Annotated in this window: 16 protein-coding genes; 12 read left to right on the top strand and 4 right to left on the bottom strand. The window is 64.0% G+C overall.

The window, feature by feature from the left end:
• Window positions 1-23: 23 nt before the first annotated feature.
• Window positions 24-521, top strand: a complete 498-nt coding sequence (coaD, locus tag GC148_RS02975) for a pantetheine-phosphate adenylyltransferase (protein ID WP_291068548.1) — start codon at window positions 24-26, stop codon at window positions 519-521.
• On the top strand, window positions 518-1399 hold the full coding sequence (locus GC148_RS02970; protein ID WP_291068546.1) for a peptidylprolyl isomerase: 882 nt from the start codon (window positions 518-520) through the stop codon (window positions 1397-1399). The genes coaD and GC148_RS02970 overlap by 4 nt, the downstream gene beginning before the upstream one ends.
• A 77-nt stretch (window positions 1400-1476) precedes the next feature.
• On the opposite strand, the gene GC148_RS02965 is transcribed toward GC148_RS02970, so the two are convergent.
• The 3 genes from GC148_RS02965 to GC148_RS02955 are packed head-to-tail and all read right to left on the bottom strand — an operon-like array spanning window position 1477 to window position 3219.
• Complete coding sequence (locus tag GC148_RS02965) at window positions 1477-1980, bottom strand: hypothetical protein (RefSeq protein WP_291068544.1); 504 nt, start codon at window positions 1978-1980, stop codon at window positions 1477-1479.
• 4 nt (window positions 1981-1984) lie between these two features.
• Window positions 1985-2452, bottom strand: coding sequence for a PaaI family thioesterase (locus GC148_RS02960; RefSeq protein ID WP_291068543.1), 468 nt, complete (start codon window positions 2450-2452; stop codon window positions 1985-1987).
• Window positions 2452-3219: an SDR family oxidoreductase gene (locus tag GC148_RS02955; protein WP_291068541.1), complete on the bottom strand. Its 768-nt coding sequence runs from the start codon at window positions 3217-3219 to the stop codon at window positions 2452-2454. The genes GC148_RS02960 and GC148_RS02955 overlap by 1 nt, the downstream gene beginning before the upstream one ends.
• Window positions 3220-3396: 177 nt before the next feature.
• Between GC148_RS02955 and GC148_RS02950 the strand changes: the two genes are divergently transcribed.
• The 3 genes from GC148_RS02950 to GC148_RS02940 all read left to right on the top strand — a co-directional run bounded on the left by GC148_RS02950 (window position 3397) and on the right by GC148_RS02940 (window position 7269).
• The gene (locus GC148_RS02950) at window positions 3397-3810 is read left to right on the top strand and encodes a DUF2946 family protein (protein WP_291068540.1); all 414 of its coding nucleotides are present in this window, start codon (window positions 3397-3399) and stop codon (window positions 3808-3810) included.
• 75 nt (window positions 3811-3885) lie between these two features.
• Entirely contained in the window at window positions 3886-5895 is a 2010-nt protein-coding gene (locus GC148_RS02945; RefSeq protein ID WP_291068539.1) for a TonB-dependent receptor, read from the top strand.
• 3 nt (window positions 5896-5898) lie between these two features.
• The gene (locus GC148_RS02940; RefSeq protein WP_291068538.1) at window positions 5899-7269 is read left to right on the top strand and encodes a PepSY domain-containing protein; all 1371 of its coding nucleotides are present in this window, start codon (window positions 5899-5901) and stop codon (window positions 7267-7269) included.
• Here the strand turns inward: GC148_RS02940 and GC148_RS02935 are convergent.
• On the bottom strand, window positions 7266-8921 hold the full coding sequence (locus tag GC148_RS02935) for a DUF262 domain-containing HNH endonuclease family protein (RefSeq protein ID WP_291068537.1): 1656 nt from the start codon (window positions 8919-8921) through the stop codon (window positions 7266-7268). The two genes, GC148_RS02940 and GC148_RS02935, sit on opposite strands and share 4 nt — an antisense overlap.
• A gap of 112 nt (window positions 8922-9033) precedes the next feature.
• Here GC148_RS02935 and GC148_RS02930 point away from each other — a divergent pair, with 112 nt between their 5' ends.
• From GC148_RS02930 to GC148_RS02900, 7 genes are all read left to right on the top strand, one after another.
• A complete protein-coding gene (locus GC148_RS02930; RefSeq protein WP_291068536.1) occupies window positions 9034-9867 on the top strand; it encodes a fumarylacetoacetate hydrolase family protein in 834 nt (277 codons plus the stop codon).
• Between the two features lie 320 nt (window positions 9868-10187).
• A complete protein-coding gene (locus GC148_RS02925) occupies window positions 10188-11417 on the top strand; it encodes an EAL domain-containing protein (RefSeq protein WP_291068535.1) in 1230 nt (409 codons plus the stop codon).
• 69 nt (window positions 11418-11486) lie between these two features.
• Complete coding sequence (locus GC148_RS02920) at window positions 11487-12053, top strand: hypothetical protein (protein ID WP_291068534.1); 567 nt, start codon at window positions 11487-11489, stop codon at window positions 12051-12053.
• 33 nt (window positions 12054-12086) lie between these two features.
• Complete coding sequence (locus GC148_RS02915; RefSeq protein ID WP_291068533.1) at window positions 12087-12938, top strand: TIGR01459 family HAD-type hydrolase; 852 nt, start codon at window positions 12087-12089, stop codon at window positions 12936-12938.
• 58 nt (window positions 12939-12996) lie between these two features.
• On the top strand, window positions 12997-13428 hold the full coding sequence (locus tag GC148_RS02910; RefSeq protein WP_291068532.1) for a MaoC family dehydratase: 432 nt from the start codon (window positions 12997-12999) through the stop codon (window positions 13426-13428).
• A complete protein-coding gene (gene ribF / locus GC148_RS02905; protein ID WP_291068531.1) occupies window positions 13428-14354 on the top strand; it encodes a riboflavin biosynthesis protein RibF in 927 nt (308 codons plus the stop codon). The genes GC148_RS02910 and ribF overlap by 1 nt, the downstream gene beginning before the upstream one ends.
• A gap of 95 nt (window positions 14355-14449) precedes the next feature.
• Window positions 14450-14986: a YbjN domain-containing protein gene (locus tag GC148_RS02900; RefSeq protein ID WP_291068530.1), complete on the top strand. Its 537-nt coding sequence runs from the start codon at window positions 14450-14452 to the stop codon at window positions 14984-14986.
• Window positions 14987-15039 lie beyond the last annotated feature (53 nt).

Below are 15039 nucleotides of genomic sequence, written 5' to 3'. Positions count from 1 at the left end.
CAGGGCTACAGGAGGGCAAGCCATTGCGCCGTATCGGACTTTACCCCGGGACTTTTGATCCGCCGACGATTGGCCACATCGATATTTTCGGCCGGGCCATGAAGCTGGTCGACGAGTTGATCATCGGGGTCGCTGTCAACGAATCGAAAAAGCCCCTGTTCACGCTGGATGAGCGTGTGGCCATGGTGAAGGCTGAGTGCGCGCGCCTGAACGGGCCTGGACTGGCCGAAATCAAGGTGCTGCCGATGCACGGCCTGCTCATGAAGTTCGCCGAAGCCTGCGGTGCCCAGATCATCGTGCGCGGCCTGCGCGCGGTCCAGGACTTCGAATACGAGTTCCAGATGACCGCGATGAACGAGCAACTGAATCCCGACATTGAAACTGTCTTCCTGATGGCGGATGTTCGCCACCAGGCCGTTGCCTCCCGGCTCGTGAAGGAAATCGCAAGCCTCGGCGGCAACATCACGCCCTTTGTCACGCCAGACGTGAAGCGGGCGTTGTTGGAGAAGTACGGAAAATGAAACGTGTAGCGTTTGGAGTTGTGGCCGGTCTGCTCGGACTGGCCTTGCCGGCCTGCGGGGATACCGCAAGTCAGGCGGCCTGGTCGGTCGGGGCGGACGCCGCGCCCGACGCGCCGGATGAAGCGCTGTGGCGGCCGGTCGACCCCAAGAACCTGTTCATTTTCGAGACGACCAAGGGCCGGATCCTGATCGAGGCCTTCCCGGACATTGCGCCCAAGCATTACGCGCAGTTCTCCGTGCTGATCCATTCGGGCGATCTCGACGGCACGACCTTCCACCGTGTCATCGACGACTTCATGGCCCAGGGCGGCGACGTCTGGGCCAAGAAAGGCGAGGATCCGGGCTGGCCGGGCATTCCGGGCGAATTCACCATCCGCCGCGACGTGACGAAGATGCCGCTCGAAGCCGCCGTCGGGCCGGAAGACACGGCGAAGAACGGCTATATCAATGGCTTCCCGATCCTGACCCAGCCTTCCTTCTTCGCGGAAATGTCCGCAGACGGATTTGTGTCGACCTCAATCCCGCACTGCCGGGGCGTGGTGTCGACGGCACGGACGGATGATCCCAATTCGGGCGACACGCAATTCTTCCTGATGCGCGAACACTCGCCCCATCTCGACAAGAATTACACCGCCTGGGGCCGGGTAATCGAAGGGCAGGATGTGGTGAAGGCCCTGAAGAAGGGTGCGCCGGGCAGTGGCACGGTGACCGATCCGGATGTGCTGACCTCCGCCAAGGTTGCGGCTGACCTGCCGGAAAAATTGCGTCCGAAAGCCTGGGTGCTGCGCACCGATACCGAAGCCTTTGCGACCGAACTGGCAACCAAGGGCGAGGTGGACGTGTGCGACCTGCCCGCCATTCCGGCGCTGGTGAAGTAGTCAGCGGATCAAATCTCCAGCAAGGCTTGCGTCCGGCGGTGTCCTCTTGCCGGACGCATCCGTTCTGACTGCGGAAGTCAGTCTGCCAAGTCGCAGGCCAGCGTGCCGCCTGCGGGCAGCGCGTTCCATTCCGCCCCAAGCCGGGCGAGACGGGCGCGGATGTCAGAGACGGCGGCCTCTGTCAGCGCAATGCGCGGCACGCGCGACGCCGAAAGGGCGGCATCGGCGACCGATTGCAGATCGTCCAGAGCAGCCGGGCCGCCCCAGATCTCGGCCTCGAAACATTCGACGAGCCGTTCGGCCTGGATCAGTTCGATGATCGAGGGATCGGGCACGTGCGCCTTAGCGGCGCTGGAATGGCCGAGCGACGAGGCGAGCGCGGCGATCTCTTCAGGATGGCGGCCGGAGGCGATCATTCCCCAGAAGGCGTGCTTCAGGCCGAGCGTCTCTTCCACCACCACATGCACGAGATCGTGCGGGAACGGACCTTTTTTCGGAAAGCGCGTGTCGGCGGTTTCGCCATTGCAGCGCGCGATCCGAATGAAGTCTTCTGATTTGCCCTTGGTGATTTCGATGCGCATGGGATCACCCGCCCGGACGCAGCTCCGCCATCGCGCGGATTGCCTTGGCGGCAGTAATGCGGGCGAGGTGGCGGCCCTTCTCGTCGCGCCAGTCGGCTTCGACGAGGCCGGTTGTCTTTCCCCGGCTGACAAGGCGGCCTTCGATGGTGATCAGGCCGTTGGGCACAGGGCGCAGGATGCGCGTCTGCAGTTCCATCGTGGTGAACCATTCGCCGTCATCAAGCGCGGAGGCCATGGTCATCGAGACGATATGGTCCGACAGGCCGGCCACCCAGCCTCCGAAGACACGGTCGGGCTGGATGTCCCGGTCGCCGGTGTTCGGCCATTGGTACAGCACGCGGCCATAGGAAACTTCTTTCAGCCAGTCCTGCGGCCGGATGCCGAGATTGCGGATGCCGGGCGGCAATTCCCATTCCCCGGAGCGGAGACGGGCGAAGAAAGCGCTCTGCTGCGCCGAAAGTTCGGTACGCATCAGGTCACGGTCGCTCCGCCGTCGACCACCAGCATCTGGCCGGTCATGTAGGCGCCTGCTTTCGAGGCCAGGTACACGGCGGCGCCCGCGATCTCTTCCGGCTCGCCGATACGCTTCAGCGGGGTGCCGGTCAGGGCACGCTTCAGCGTGTCCGGATTGTCCCAGAGCGCCTTGGCGAAGTCGGTCTTGATCAGGCCCGGCGCTATGCAGTTGACGCGGATGTTGTCCGCGCCGAACTCCGCAGCGAGGTTGCGGGCAAGCTGGAAGTCCGCCGCCTTGGAGATGTTGTAGGCGCCGATCACCGGCGAGGCGCGCAGGCCGCCGATGGACGACACGATGATGATGGCGCCGTCCTTTCGCTCGCGCATCTGCGGCGCGCACATCTGGATCAGCCAGTGGTTCGAGATGATGTTGTTCTGCAGGATCTTGGTGAATGCGTCGTCCGAAATGCCGGCCATCGGGCCGTAATAGGGGTTGGAGGCGGCGTTGCAGACCACGATGTCGATCTTGCCGAACGTCTTGTTCGTCTCGTCGACCATCGCCTGAAGGTCGTCCTTCGAGGAGATGTTGGCGGGGATTGCGATGGCGGTGCCGTCGCCATGTTTCTTGTTGATCTCGTCAGCGACCTCCTGGCACGGGCCCGGCTTGCGCGAGGAGATCACCACGCGGGCGCCCTGGTCGGCCATGGCTTCGGCGATCGCCCGGCCGATGCCGCGCGACGAGCCGGTGATGATGGCGGTTTTTCCCTTGAGATCGAACAGGCCCATGCGGCGCCCTCCCTTGTCTGGTTTCTGAAGCTGGCGAACCCTAAGGGACCCGGCGTGGATCGGCTAGGGGTCACGCGAGGTGAGTTTTCGCCTTGCGGGGTAGGCGGCAGGGCCCGGTTTCAACTGCGACGCGTTTGCAGCTTCGCTGGCGCGCGGAACTGGGCTATTCTGCCACGCATGTGGGGGATTTCAGCCAGTTTCCTCGCGCGCACCCTGGCGGTGCTTGCGCTGATCTCGCAGGCCTTGATGCCGGGCGCGATGGCGGCTGGCATATCCCAGCCGGGCGAAACGATGTCCGTGCTGTGCGCCATGCCCGGTGCGCAGCCGGCGGATGGCGCCCAAGCGGTCGGTGCGGAACTCTCGGGCCTCATCGCCAGCAAATCCGGCGGCAAATCGCCGGGCATGGACCATGATTGCCACGACTGCGTGCTGGGCCAGGTCGCAACCCTGCCGGCGGTTGCCAGCGTGGACGCGCCCTTGGTATTTGCACCGGTTGCGCAAGAGGCGCCCCGGTTCGAAGTGCGTTTCTGGACGCCCCCGCGCGGGCCTCCGCTCGGTTCCCGCGCCCCACCTGCCTCGATGAAAGCCTGATCAAGCCGCTCTCCCACGGGAGGGCAGACAGCCGGACTTCGCGTCCGGATCACTTTCATCTGAAGATCCAAATCCATGAAGTTCACATCCAAAGTCGGCTCCACCGTGAGCCTTGGCGCGTTGGCCTTGTCGCTGGGCGCCATCCTTCCTGCGCAGGCGCAAGAGTTCGCCGCCGGCGAAGACAGCGTCCGCGTCGAAGAGACGATCATCGTCACCTCGACGGCGCAGACCAATGAAGCCGAAGCCAATGTCGCCCGCACTGCCGGCGGCGCTGATGTCGTCAGTCATGAGGAATATGCCGACCGTTTCCTCGTCTCGATGCGCGACACGCTGGCCTTCTCGCCGGGCGTCTATACGCAGCCCCGCTATGGCCAGGAAATCCGCATCTCGATCCGCGGATCGGGCATCAGCCGCGGCTTCCACATGCGAGGCTTGACGCTGTTGCAGGACGGTGCGCCGATCAACCTTGCCGATGACAATGGCGACTTCCAGGAACTCGAGCCGATCTTCTTCGATCACCTCGAGGTCTACCGCGGCGCCAACGCGCTGCGCTTCGGCTCGGGTACACTCGGCGGCGCCATCAACGGGGTCACGCCAACGGGTGAAACCGCCGAAGGCCTCTATGTGCGCGGCGATGTGGGCAGCTTCCAGACCTATCGCGGCCTCGTCTCGGGCGGCATCGATGCCGGCCGGTGGGATGCCTGGGGCGCGGTCAGCGCCGATACATCGGATGGCGGGCGCGACCATGCCAGCCGCAATTCCTACCGCTTCCATGGAAATGTCGGCTATGATGTAACAGACATCGTCTCGACGCGCTTCTATCTCAGCCTCAACAACATCAACCAGGAACTGCCGGGTGCGCTGAACCTGAATGACACGCTGAACAATCCCTCGAAGGGCAACTTCGTGGGCGATCAGGCCCGCGACATCAATTCGATCCGTGTGCAGAACCAGACGCGGTTCGATCTCGGCGACGGCGATCTGGCCGTCGGCGTTTGGCTGAACTCCAAGGAACTCTATCACCCCATCTTCCAGGTCATCGACTATCAGTCGCTCGATCGTGGCGTCTGGGGGCGATATGAGTGGGAGAAGGGGCCGTTTGCGTTCACGCTTGGCGCCGAGGCCCGCGAAGGCGAAACCGATGCCAAGCGGTTCGTGAACATCAATGGCGCGCGCGGCGCGCTGACTTTCGAGGCCGACCAGTCGGCCTGGACCGCAAACGTCTACGGCGAAGGCCGCTACAGCGTGACCGACAAGCTGACCCTGATTGCCGGTGTGATTGCGGCGCAGGGCGAGCGGGAGCAGACCCAGTTTCGCCCCATCGCTGCTTTCGGCACGGCGGATTTCGAGGAAATCTCTCCGAAGTTCGGCGCGCTCTATCAGGTTACGCCGGATATCCAGCTGTACGGAAACTATAGCCGGTCGGCCGAATTCCCCGGCATGGGCGAAGTCGCACAGATCGCGTCCTTCGTGCCGATCGAAGCGCAGACGGCCTGGACGTTCGAAGTGGGCTCACGCGGCCGCGCCGGCATCGCCGAGTGGGACGTGTCGCTCTATTCAGCTGACCTTGAAGGAGAGTTCCTGCAGTTCACAGTGGGCCCGGATTTCCCGGCTTCGACCTTCAACGCCGACAAAACGACCCATGCGGGTATCGAAACGGGCCTCTCGCTCGCATTCACCGACTGGCTGACGCTGCGCCAAGTCTACCAGTATTCGGACTTCAAGTTCGAAGGTGACGTGCAGTATGGCGACAACTCGCTGCCGGTAGTTCCCGAGCATGTGTACCGCGCGGAGCTGCGCTTCTCCAGTGATGATTTCACGGTGGCGCCGAACCTCGAATGGGTCGCTGATGGTCCGTGGTCGGACTACAACAACACGACCCGTACGGATGGCTATACGCTTCTGGGCGTGACTGCGAGCTGGTCGGCCACTGACAAGATCGACTTCTTCATCGACGGCCGTAACCTGGCGGACGAGAACGCGGTCGGCGATGTCAGCGCGGTGGTCACGGTGAGCCCGGCGTCGGTCATCTACAACCCCGTGGAACGTCGTTCGGTGTTCGGTGGCATCCGCGCGAGGTTCTGATCCATGGCCAGCGCCAATCGCTCAACGCTCCAGCACCGGGTCTGGCGCTGGCATTTCTTCGCCGGACTGATGGTGATTCCGTTCGCCGTCATCCTGGCTATCACGGGCGCGATCTATCTTTTCAAGCCGCAATTCGAGGCGGCTGTAGAAGCGCGCATCAACGCCCGTGCGGCGCCGCTGGCAGGGAAAGTCCTGCCGGCGGACGACGTGATCGCCGCCGGGATTGCCGCCCATCCGGGCGCGAGTCTCGTCAAGCTGATCCTGCCGGCATCGCCGGATGATCCGACGGCGGAGGTCGAGCTGCGCGGCGCCGGAGGGCTGCGCACGCTGTGGGTCGACCGGACAACTGGCCAGGTGCTGCATGATACAGCGACACCTCAGCGATTGATGATCTTCATCAAAAGCATCCACGGCACCTTGTTGAACGGGAATGCCGGTTCTCTGGTTGTCGAAGTGATGGCAAGCTGGATGATCATTCTGATCATCACCGGTGTGTACCTTTGGTGGCCGCGCGGTACACCATGGTGGCGCGTGTTCGTTCCGGCCTTTGCAGATCGCGCGGCGCCGCGCGAAACCTGGCGAAAGGTGCACGGCATGGCGGGCGCCTGGATCGGCGCGCTGGTGTTGTCGTTGCTGCTCAGCGGATTGCCGTGGACCCAGGTTTGGGGCGACGGATTCAAGCGTGTCAAGGTAATCGCGGGTCTGCAGGATCCCGGGCAGGAATGGTTTGTTACTCTGAAATCGACAGATCCGCATGCAGATCATTCCGGACACCAGACCGGCGGCGAACTCTGGCAGACCGGGCAGGGCGCCCCGGAAACGGATGTCGAATCGACCGCCCCCATGGGCACATCTCGCCTTCCGCTGGCGGTCATCCTCCAAAGCGTGCAGCCGGAACAATACCAGCCGCCCGTGGAGGTGCAGCCGCCACGGGGCGAGAACGGGGTCTGGACGATCCGGTCAATGGGGCCGGCGCGCCCGGGCCGGGTCACCGTGCACTATGATCAATGGACCGGCGCAGAGATCATGCGGATTGCGTTTACAGATCACAATCACGTCGACCAATTTGTTGCGCAGAGCACCTCGTTCCACGAAGGCGCATTGTTCGGTTGGTTCAATCAGGTGCTGGGCGTGGTGGCGGCGCTGGGTGTCATCCTGCTCAGCGTGAGCGGCGCGATCATTTGGTGGCGCAGGCGCCCAGCGGGGCGGCTCGGCACACCGCCGATGCCGGCAAACCGGGCACTTTCGGCGGGTGTGGTAGTCTTGATCCTCTGCCTCGGTGTGTTTCTGCCAATGGCGGGCCTGACGCTGATGGCGGCACTAATCGTTGACTACGTGTTCGAGAGGGCCGGCCGCCGCCGCGCGCCGCATTAGAGGCCCCAGGCGTCCGCGAGGATACCGGCGAGCTTTTCGGTCCGCTTGCGGACGATCTCGGGCGTCCAGGCATCCTGCTCCATCAGGTCGCGGGTCAGGGCGAATTCCTGGCCGCCGCCGCCATTGAAGTAGATTTCCTTCTTGGCGCGGTAATCGAGGCGGTCGGCCTTCTGGTTCACCTTGGTGGTCAGCAGCACGAAATTACCGATCGTGTCGCATTGCTCGCGGCGCTTGGTCGCGTCTGGCCAGGTGATCAGCCAATGGCTGTCTTCCGGGATCGTCCGGGGAAGGACGTGTTCGACCGTTGCATCGGACTCCGGCGGAATGGTGCGCCCGCCGGCAAGCGCGGCGTTCAGACGGAGCGCGATTGCGCGGCGCTGGCCAAAGGTCGCAAACCGGCCGATCAGGCGTTCGCGCGTCTTGCGGGCTTCGTCACGCGAGATCGCGAAGGGGCCGGTCTTCGATAGCAACACGCGGTCATTGCGAACGGCTTCGGTCACGCGCGCGAAGCGCCGGCTGCGCTGGTCGCGGTCGTGAACCAGCAGCTGCATCACATAGGCGAGGCGCTCGAGGTTCTGGAAGAATTCAGGCGCCGCCGCGTCGTCGGCGCCGCGTTCGGCGAGGAAGTGCAGGGCAGGCGCCCGCCAGTTCTGCTGCTCCAGCGCGCGCATCTGGTGCAGGCAATTGGCGATGATCTCGGAATGCGGACTCTCGTCCATCTGCGCCGTCTCGATCTGGCGGTAGCTGCGCACATAGGCCGGCAACATCTCGTCGAGGAATTTGCGGGCATCGATCCGGGCAAGTGCGCCTTTCTGGAAGGCGGCGACAATGTCGCCCTTGGTGCCCCGGTCGAAGATCGTCCGGATCTGGCGCAGCAGGTCGTCATAGGCGTTGCCGCCGAGTACTGCCTCATGCTCGGACCAGCGCTCGGCATAGCGGGCTGCCTCGCTGGAGGTGAAGCGGGCGCGCTGGAACAGCTCGGTCTTGATGATGTCGTGGGCGCCGGGTTCCTTGCCGCGTGTGTTCAGCACACGGAAGACTTTGAAGCCCTGGTCCTTGTTGTCGACCACCACCCGGACGAGCGCGCATCCCTTCATCACGATCTCCACGAGCGCGCGGCGGCGCTCGGCGTCGAGCCCGCCCAGTTCCTTGTGGAATGCGGCGGCATTGGTGGCCATCCGCGCCTGGCTTTCGCTTTCGCCGGGATCGGCTTCCAGGTCGAGCGTGGCGCCCGGGCGCTGGATCGTGTCGCGGAAGAATGCGCCGTCCTGATAGTTGAGCGCGATGCGCCAGTTAGCGCCTTCGCCGAGGATCGGGCGCGCGTCGTCAGCGATCAGGGCATGCAGCGCGGCGGCGCGGGCCTTGTCGGGCTCGAGGTCGCGCAGCACGCAGAGCAGGATCGTGAGCGTGGTCAGGCGCTGCTGGCCATCGACGATCTCCAGGATGCCCGGTTCCTCGCCATGCACGAACACCACGGCGCCGATGAAGTGCGGGATCTGCGCTTCGGTGGCTTCCTGCAGGTCGCCCAGCAGGTCGAGTGCTTCTGTCTCGCCCCAGGAATAGCTGCGCTGATACGGCGGCATGCGAAGTTTCTCGCCTGGCGCGAAGACATCGCTCAATGAGCTTTCCTGCGCCCGAACGCCGAGATGCATGCCGTATTCCCTCTACAAGGCCCTCTCCCTAGCCCTTGCCAAAGGCGATCACAACGAGACATGAACGGTCCGCAATGGAATTGGCAGTCGAGTGTGACAGGAGAGTAACGCCATGCGGCTTGTACGATTTGAACACGGCGGGACGGTTTCCCATGGCCGGCTGGGTGGCGACAACGTGGTGCCTGTTGCTGGCACAACGCTGATTGAAGCGCTGGCCGGAAAGACGGCGGGCGCCGCTGTGCCGCTCGCCTCGGTTCGCCTACTGGCGCCGGTCGCCCGTCCGGGGAAAATCCTGGGCATAGGCGTCAACTATGCCGCCCATGCGGCCGAGAGCGTCAGCTTCGTCAACACGTCGAAGCCCGAGGTGCAGAAATGGTTCAACAAGCAGGTCACCGCGACCAACGGACCGTATGACGCCGTGCACCTGCCAAGAGTGTCGAAACAGCTCGACTATGAAGGCGAGCTTGTCGTGGTGATCGGCAAGGCGGGCCGGCATGTACCCCGGGCGCGGGCGATGGAGATCGTCGCGGGCTTCTGTGTCGGATGCGACTATTCGGTGCGCGACTGGCAGCGGGCCAGCCAGACCATGATCATGGGCAAGGGCTTCGACACGCATGCGGTCTTCGGTCCGGCCATCGTGACGCCGGACGAGGCGAGCGATATCTCCGGCAGCGAAATCCGCACCTACGTCAATGGTGAGCTGCGCCAGTCCGCGACCCCGTCGCTGATGATCCACGATATCGCGGCACAGGTCGAACACTTGACCGCCGCGTTCACGCTGGAGCCGGGCGATGTCATCTATACCGGAACACCCGCCGGGGTCGGGGCCGGATTCGATCCGCCGAAATGGCTGAAAGCAGGCGACAAGGTACGCGTCGAGATCGACGGGCTTGGTCACATCGAAAACGAAGTTGTGGAAGAACCGGACACGATGCGGATCGGTTAAGGGCTGTCCAGCGGAGAGGAACGACGGGGGCCCTCCTTTGCAGGTGGGCCCCTGTCTCCCCCGAGATCGCCCCCGCTCCGGCCAAGAATGGCCGCGGACCGGGGCCGATCGATGAGGCTTAAGACTTTGTTAAGCCTCCGGGCGCGTCATCGTCCATGCGGGATCTGCGGTGGGCGCAGAAGAATTCGGGGCCTGTGGCCGCAAAGCCACGGTTGGGGACCGGGTTGCCGGGAGGGGCAAATCAAGCCAATTCCGAGCAATTCGTTAACCAATTCTGCCTTAATTTTAAGATTGATGGGATATTTCTGGGTGCTGGTTCGATGACGTTCTTCTTGTTCCTCCTATACCTCGGCGCGGGCGCCGGCGTGGGCTATGGGTTGTTCAGCTTTACGACCGTCGGACTGCCGCTTGCGATCGCGGGCGGGGCAGTAACTTCGGCGATTCTCGGACAGATCCACATCCTGGCCCGCGCAGGCGCGTCCTCGAAGCGAATCGATGAGCGTCTGGACTCGATCGCCCGGGATGTGACCGAGGTGAAGCGGGCCCAGAAGGTCACCGATGCCCGTGTCGAAGTGGTCGAGCAGACCGTGAAGGTCGAGCTGACCGAGCGGCGCGACGCGCTGGTCAACGAGATGAAACAACTCGAGAGCCTGATCGGCCGCCTGACCGACACGTTCGAGTCGAAATTGGCGCAGACGACCGGCGCCCGGCAGGTCAGCCCCATCGAAGACGCCGTGCTGCGCGATGTGCGCGACGCGCTGAAGGATGGCAGGGTCGACTTGCACCTGCAGCCGATCGTGTCGCTGCCACAGCGCCGCGTATCCTTCTATGAAGGCTTCACCCGCCTGCGCCGCCCGGATGGTTCGCTGATCCTTCCCGCCGATTTCCTCGATGCCGGCCGCCGCGCCAACCTGATGGGTATCATCGATAACCTGACCCTGTTCCGCTGCGTGCAGATCGTGCGCCGCCTCGCCGAACGCGACCGCCGCGTCGGCGTGTTCTGCAACATCGCCTCGGCTTCGCTGGAAGATCCGGCGCTGTTCCCGATCTTCTTCCAGTTCATGACCGAGAACCGCGACCTGTCCGGCGCGGTGATCTTCGAGCTGCGCGCCGACAAGTTCGAACAGCGCTCGCCCACGATGCGCGCGAATATGGAGAAGCTGGCCGGGCTCGGCTTCCGCTTCTCGATCGATCACGCGACCACACTTGCCCTCGACCTCTCGCGCTTGCAGGGCGCCGGGGTACGCTTCGTCAAGATGAACGGCAGCCAGCTGATCGAACAGCTGCGCGACCCCCATGGCGAGCGCCCGATGTCGAACCTCAACAAGCAGCTTGAGGGCGCCGAAGTCAGCGCCGTGCTCTCGCGCTATGGCATCACGATGATCGCGGAGAAGATCGAGGATGAAGCCAGCGTCCTGGAAATCCTCGAATACGATATCGGGTATGGCCAGGGCCACGTTTTCGGCGCGCCTCGCCCGATCAAGGCCTCCCTGATGGAGGACACCGCGCCCCCAAAGGAACTGCTTGACCGGTTGTCCAACTTCGGATGACCCGTCCCGGCTTGATTTAGCCGGAATTTGCAGGTCTGCTGTGGTTTCGAAGCTCCGGAGCGCAGCACCATGTCTTTCGTCAAACTGATACCCGTTGGCCTTCTGGCGGCCCTTGGCGCCTGTGTGATTGCACCGTTCAGTACGGACATCGTGCCCGATCCGGTCGAAGCGCAGGTGACGGTCGTTCAGGAGGCGCGTTTGGCCTTCGTCGGCATCACCGGCACCCTGCCAGAAGCCGGCAATGACCTGCCGCCGGCCCTGTTTGACCCGCTTATGGACCTCGTTCCGGTCCGCCTGGACCTGACCCTCCGCCCGCCGCTTGCGCCGAGCGTCGTGGGCGAGGATGGACTTTACGGTCCGCTGCCGGAGTGCGGGTTCGGGCCGGTCGAGGTGGCGGAAGTCTCGGTTCCGACGGGATCGAACCACATGCTCATGTCGGTGCGGATGGGCACGCCGGCGGACCATCCGGCAAACCTGCTCAGCTGTGATTACGACCCGGCGGAGATGACGGATGAGTCGCTGGGCCACGTCATCCGGCTGCGCGGATGCTTCCTGCCGCAATCGGTGTCGATCCCGACCGCTGTGCAATGGGTCCTGAATCCGCTTCCGGCCTCGGCCTGCGGTCTCGGTGATTGACCGGACTGCCGGTACGGCCTACCTCGCGCCCGCATGACAGCGCCCCAGTTCCCCGCCGGCCTTTCCGGCCTCGCCAGTCAGTATGACACGATCCTCTGCGACGTCTGGGGCGTGATCCATAATGGCCGCGCCGCCTTCACCGAGGCGTGCGACGCGCTGGTGAAGTTCCGGGCGCAGGGCGGGCAGATCAGCCTGATCACCAACGCGCCGGTGCCCGAAGCCCAGGTGGTGCGCTATTTCGAACCTTTAGGCGTACCCAAGGCCGCCTTCGACCTGTGTGTGTCCTCGGGCGATGCGACCCGCGCCGAACTTGCCGCGCATCCGGACCGGTCGGTCTGGCGGATGGGCGGCGATGAGGGCTGGGAACATGACCGGTTCCTGTATGACGGCCTTGGCCTGACCTTCGTCGACAATGACTCAGCCGATCTCCTGCTCTGTATCGGCCTGCGCGACCAGGTGAACGACCAGCCGGAGGACTACCGGGCGGAACTCGGCCGGGCGGTGGCCAAGGGCCTGCCGATGCTGTGCGCCAATCCCGACAAGCAGGTGCGGGTGGGCGGAAAGCTCTACTGGTGCGCCGGCGCGCTGGCCTCGATCTACGAGGATCTGGGCGGGCAGGTGATCTATCCCGGCAAGCCCTATGCCCCGATCTATAAGCTGGCGATTGGCCGGCTGACCGAACTGAAGGCGAAGCCACAGCGCATCCTGTGCATCGGCGACAGCCCCGCGACGGATGTGCGCGGCGCCCGGCGGCAAGGTTTCGACAGTCTCTATGTCGGCACAGGCCTCAAGCAGCACGGAGCTGATTTCGAGGCGGAGGTGACCGATCTGCTCGCCGATTATGGTGAACAGGCGACTTACGCCATGACCGGTCTCAGATGGTGACGCCGTGCACCGCGGCGTGTAACGGAAAAACGCATAAAGTTTCAGGAGCCCCGACGGGATGACCCAATTTACCGGATACAAGTACGAAGACCTGCAGATCGGCCAGTCCCACGAGACGGTGCACACCATCACCGAGAACGACATCCAGCGCTTTGCGGAAGTGTCGGGTGACTTCAACCCGCTGCACATGTCCGATGAATTCGCGGCTACCACGATCTTCGGCAAGCGTATCGCCCATGGCGCGCTGACGGCCAGCTACATTTCCGGCATCCTTGGCAACAACCTGCCGGGTCCCGGCGCGATCTTCGTGGGCCTGTCCATGCGCTTCAAGCGCCCCGTCCATATCGGCGATGTGGTGACGGTGCGGGCTGAAGTGGCCGAGAAGCATGATCGCGGCAACCGGGTGACCCTGAAGATCGAGTGCCTGGTCGAAGGCAAGCGGGTGATCAGCGGCGAAGCCGAAGTGGTGGCACCGAGCCGAGGGAAGTGATGGCGGTCTACGCCGATTATCGCGGACTTCCGGCGAGCGCGAAGGGCGCCTCGATCGCGCTCGGCAATTTCGACGGCCTGCATGCCGGCCACCGGGCGGTGATGGACGCGGCGCGCTTGGCCGGGCACGGCGCGTTTTCGGTCGCGACCTTCGAGCCGCCGCCGCGCGCCTATTTCCGTCCCGGCGACCCGCCTTTTCGTATTTTCCGCCCCGAACGGCGCAATGCGGCGATCCTGGCGGCCGGGGCAACGACCGTGTTCGAGCTGCCCTTCAATGGCGAAATGGCGGCAATGACCGACGAGGGCTTCGTCCGCAACGTGCTCGTCGATGGGCTCGGCGTGACGCATGTGTCGGTCGGGTTCGATTTCCGCTTCGGGCGCGGCCGGATGGGCCATGCGCAGCGCCTGTCGAGCCTCGGCCGGGCGCTCGGTTTCGGCGTCACGATCGTCGAGGAAGTGGAAGGCCGGGGCGCAAAGGCCTCGTCCACAGCCATCCGGCAGGCCCTGATGGCGGGCGAGCCGGAACTGGCCGCCGAAATGCTCGGCACGCCCTGGGTGGCTGACGGCATCGTGGAATCGGGCGAACGAAATGGGCGCAAGCTCGGCTTTCCGACCGCGAATTTCCAGCTGGGCGAGCTGATCCACCCCAAACATGGGGTGTATGCGGTGCGCGTGAAGATCGAAGGCGAGGCCGACTGGCGCGCCGGCGTGGCCAATTTTGGCCGCACACCGACCACGGGCCTGCGCGATCCGCTGCTGGAAACGCATATTTTCGACTTTTCAGGCGACATCTACGGCAAAAAGCTGGACGTCCAGCTGATCGCCTATCTGCGGCCGGAGCGGCGGTTCGACAGCCTCGATCTCATGGTCGAGCAGATGCACAAGGACGCCGCCAAGGCCCGCGCAATCCTTGCAACGCCGGGCTGAAACATATGTTTTCCGCAATCTGACCGCTTCCTCGCCCTTCACAAGCCTTTCGAACGGTAGGATGTTCGGGGCGTATCCAGCGCGGGGAGGACATCATGCGCCGCATTCTGACATCACTTGCCTTCGTGAGCTTTCTTGCCGGCCCGGCGCTTGCCGACGACAGCCAGGTCGTGAAATCGGTCAAACTGGCCGACCTGCAGCGGATCCTGGTCGAAGAAGGTTACACCATTAACAGCACAGGCGACGATGGCGACGTGTCCATCCGCGCGACGGATGAAGAAAACACCGGCCTGATCTTCAACGTCATCGGCACCGCCTGCGAAGTCGAGGGCACAGATGGCTGCCTCGGCATCAACATGCAGGTGCGCTACGACGCAGACGGCCAAGAGACGCTCGAGCGGATCAACGACGTGAACCTGATGTGGGCGGCCACGTCCTGCTGGTATTCCGAGGGCGGCACGGATGGCTATTCCCCGACCGTCGGCTTTACCCGCTACGTGATCCTCGATGGCGGCATGACCGTCCGCAACATCAAGGACAACCTCCTCAATCTGCTGGCCATTGCCCCCCAGGGCGCGGATTATGTCTGGCAGACGGGGGCTTATGCGCCCGAAGGCGACGACGACTGGTAGGCCGCCACAAAGGGGTGACAGGGCCGGGGCGGGCGTGATAACCGCTGCGCCTA

This window comes from Hyphomonas sp. (genome assembly GCF_016125515.1).
Lineage (GTDB): Bacteria > Pseudomonadota > Alphaproteobacteria > Caulobacterales > Hyphomonadaceae > Hyphomonas.
The sequence above is the reverse complement of the archived record's forward strand: the minus strand, read 5'-3'. Positions and strand labels throughout refer to the sequence as shown.

Bases quoted from the DNA above. Each gene is read 5' to 3' on its own strand.
- ribF (WP_291068531.1), top strand. From the start codon at position 13,428: ATGGCGGTCTACGCCGATTATCGCGGACTTCCGGCGAGCGCGAAGGGC.
- GC148_RS02925 (WP_291068535.1), top strand. From the start codon at position 10,188: ATGACGTTCTTCTTGTTCCTCCTATACCTCGGCGCGGGCGCCGGCGTG.
- GC148_RS02965 (WP_291068544.1), bottom strand. From the start codon at position 1,980: ATGCGCATCGAAATCACCAAGGGCAAATCAGAAGACTTCATTCGGATC.
- GC148_RS02930 (WP_291068536.1), top strand. From the start codon at position 9,034: ATGCGGCTTGTACGATTTGAACACGGCGGGACGGTTTCCCATGGCCGG.
- GC148_RS02920 (WP_291068534.1), top strand. From the start codon at position 11,487: ATGTCTTTCGTCAAACTGATACCCGTTGGCCTTCTGGCGGCCCTTGGC.
- GC148_RS02945 (WP_291068539.1), top strand. From the start codon at position 3,886: ATGAAGTTCACATCCAAAGTCGGCTCCACCGTGAGCCTTGGCGCGTTG.
- GC148_RS02900 (WP_291068530.1), top strand. From the start codon at position 14,450: ATGCGCCGCATTCTGACATCACTTGCCTTCGTGAGCTTTCTTGCCGGC.
- GC148_RS02935 (WP_291068537.1), bottom strand. From the start codon at position 8,921: ATGCATCTCGGCGTTCGGGCGCAGGAAAGCTCATTGAGCGATGTCTTC.
- GC148_RS02950 (WP_291068540.1), top strand. From the start codon at position 3,397: ATGTGGGGGATTTCAGCCAGTTTCCTCGCGCGCACCCTGGCGGTGCTT.
- GC148_RS02910 (WP_291068532.1), top strand. From the start codon at position 12,997: ATGACCCAATTTACCGGATACAAGTACGAAGACCTGCAGATCGGCCAG.
- GC148_RS02955 (WP_291068541.1), bottom strand. From the start codon at position 3,219: ATGGGCCTGTTCGATCTCAAGGGAAAAACCGCCATCATCACCGGCTCG.
- GC148_RS02960 (WP_291068543.1), bottom strand. From the start codon at position 2,452: ATGCGTACCGAACTTTCGGCGCAGCAGAGCGCTTTCTTCGCCCGTCTC.
- GC148_RS02970 (WP_291068546.1), top strand. From the start codon at position 518: ATGAAACGTGTAGCGTTTGGAGTTGTGGCCGGTCTGCTCGGACTGGCC.
- GC148_RS02940 (WP_291068538.1), top strand. From the start codon at position 5,899: ATGGCCAGCGCCAATCGCTCAACGCTCCAGCACCGGGTCTGGCGCTGG.
- GC148_RS02915 (WP_291068533.1), top strand. From the start codon at position 12,087: ATGACAGCGCCCCAGTTCCCCGCCGGCCTTTCCGGCCTCGCCAGTCAG.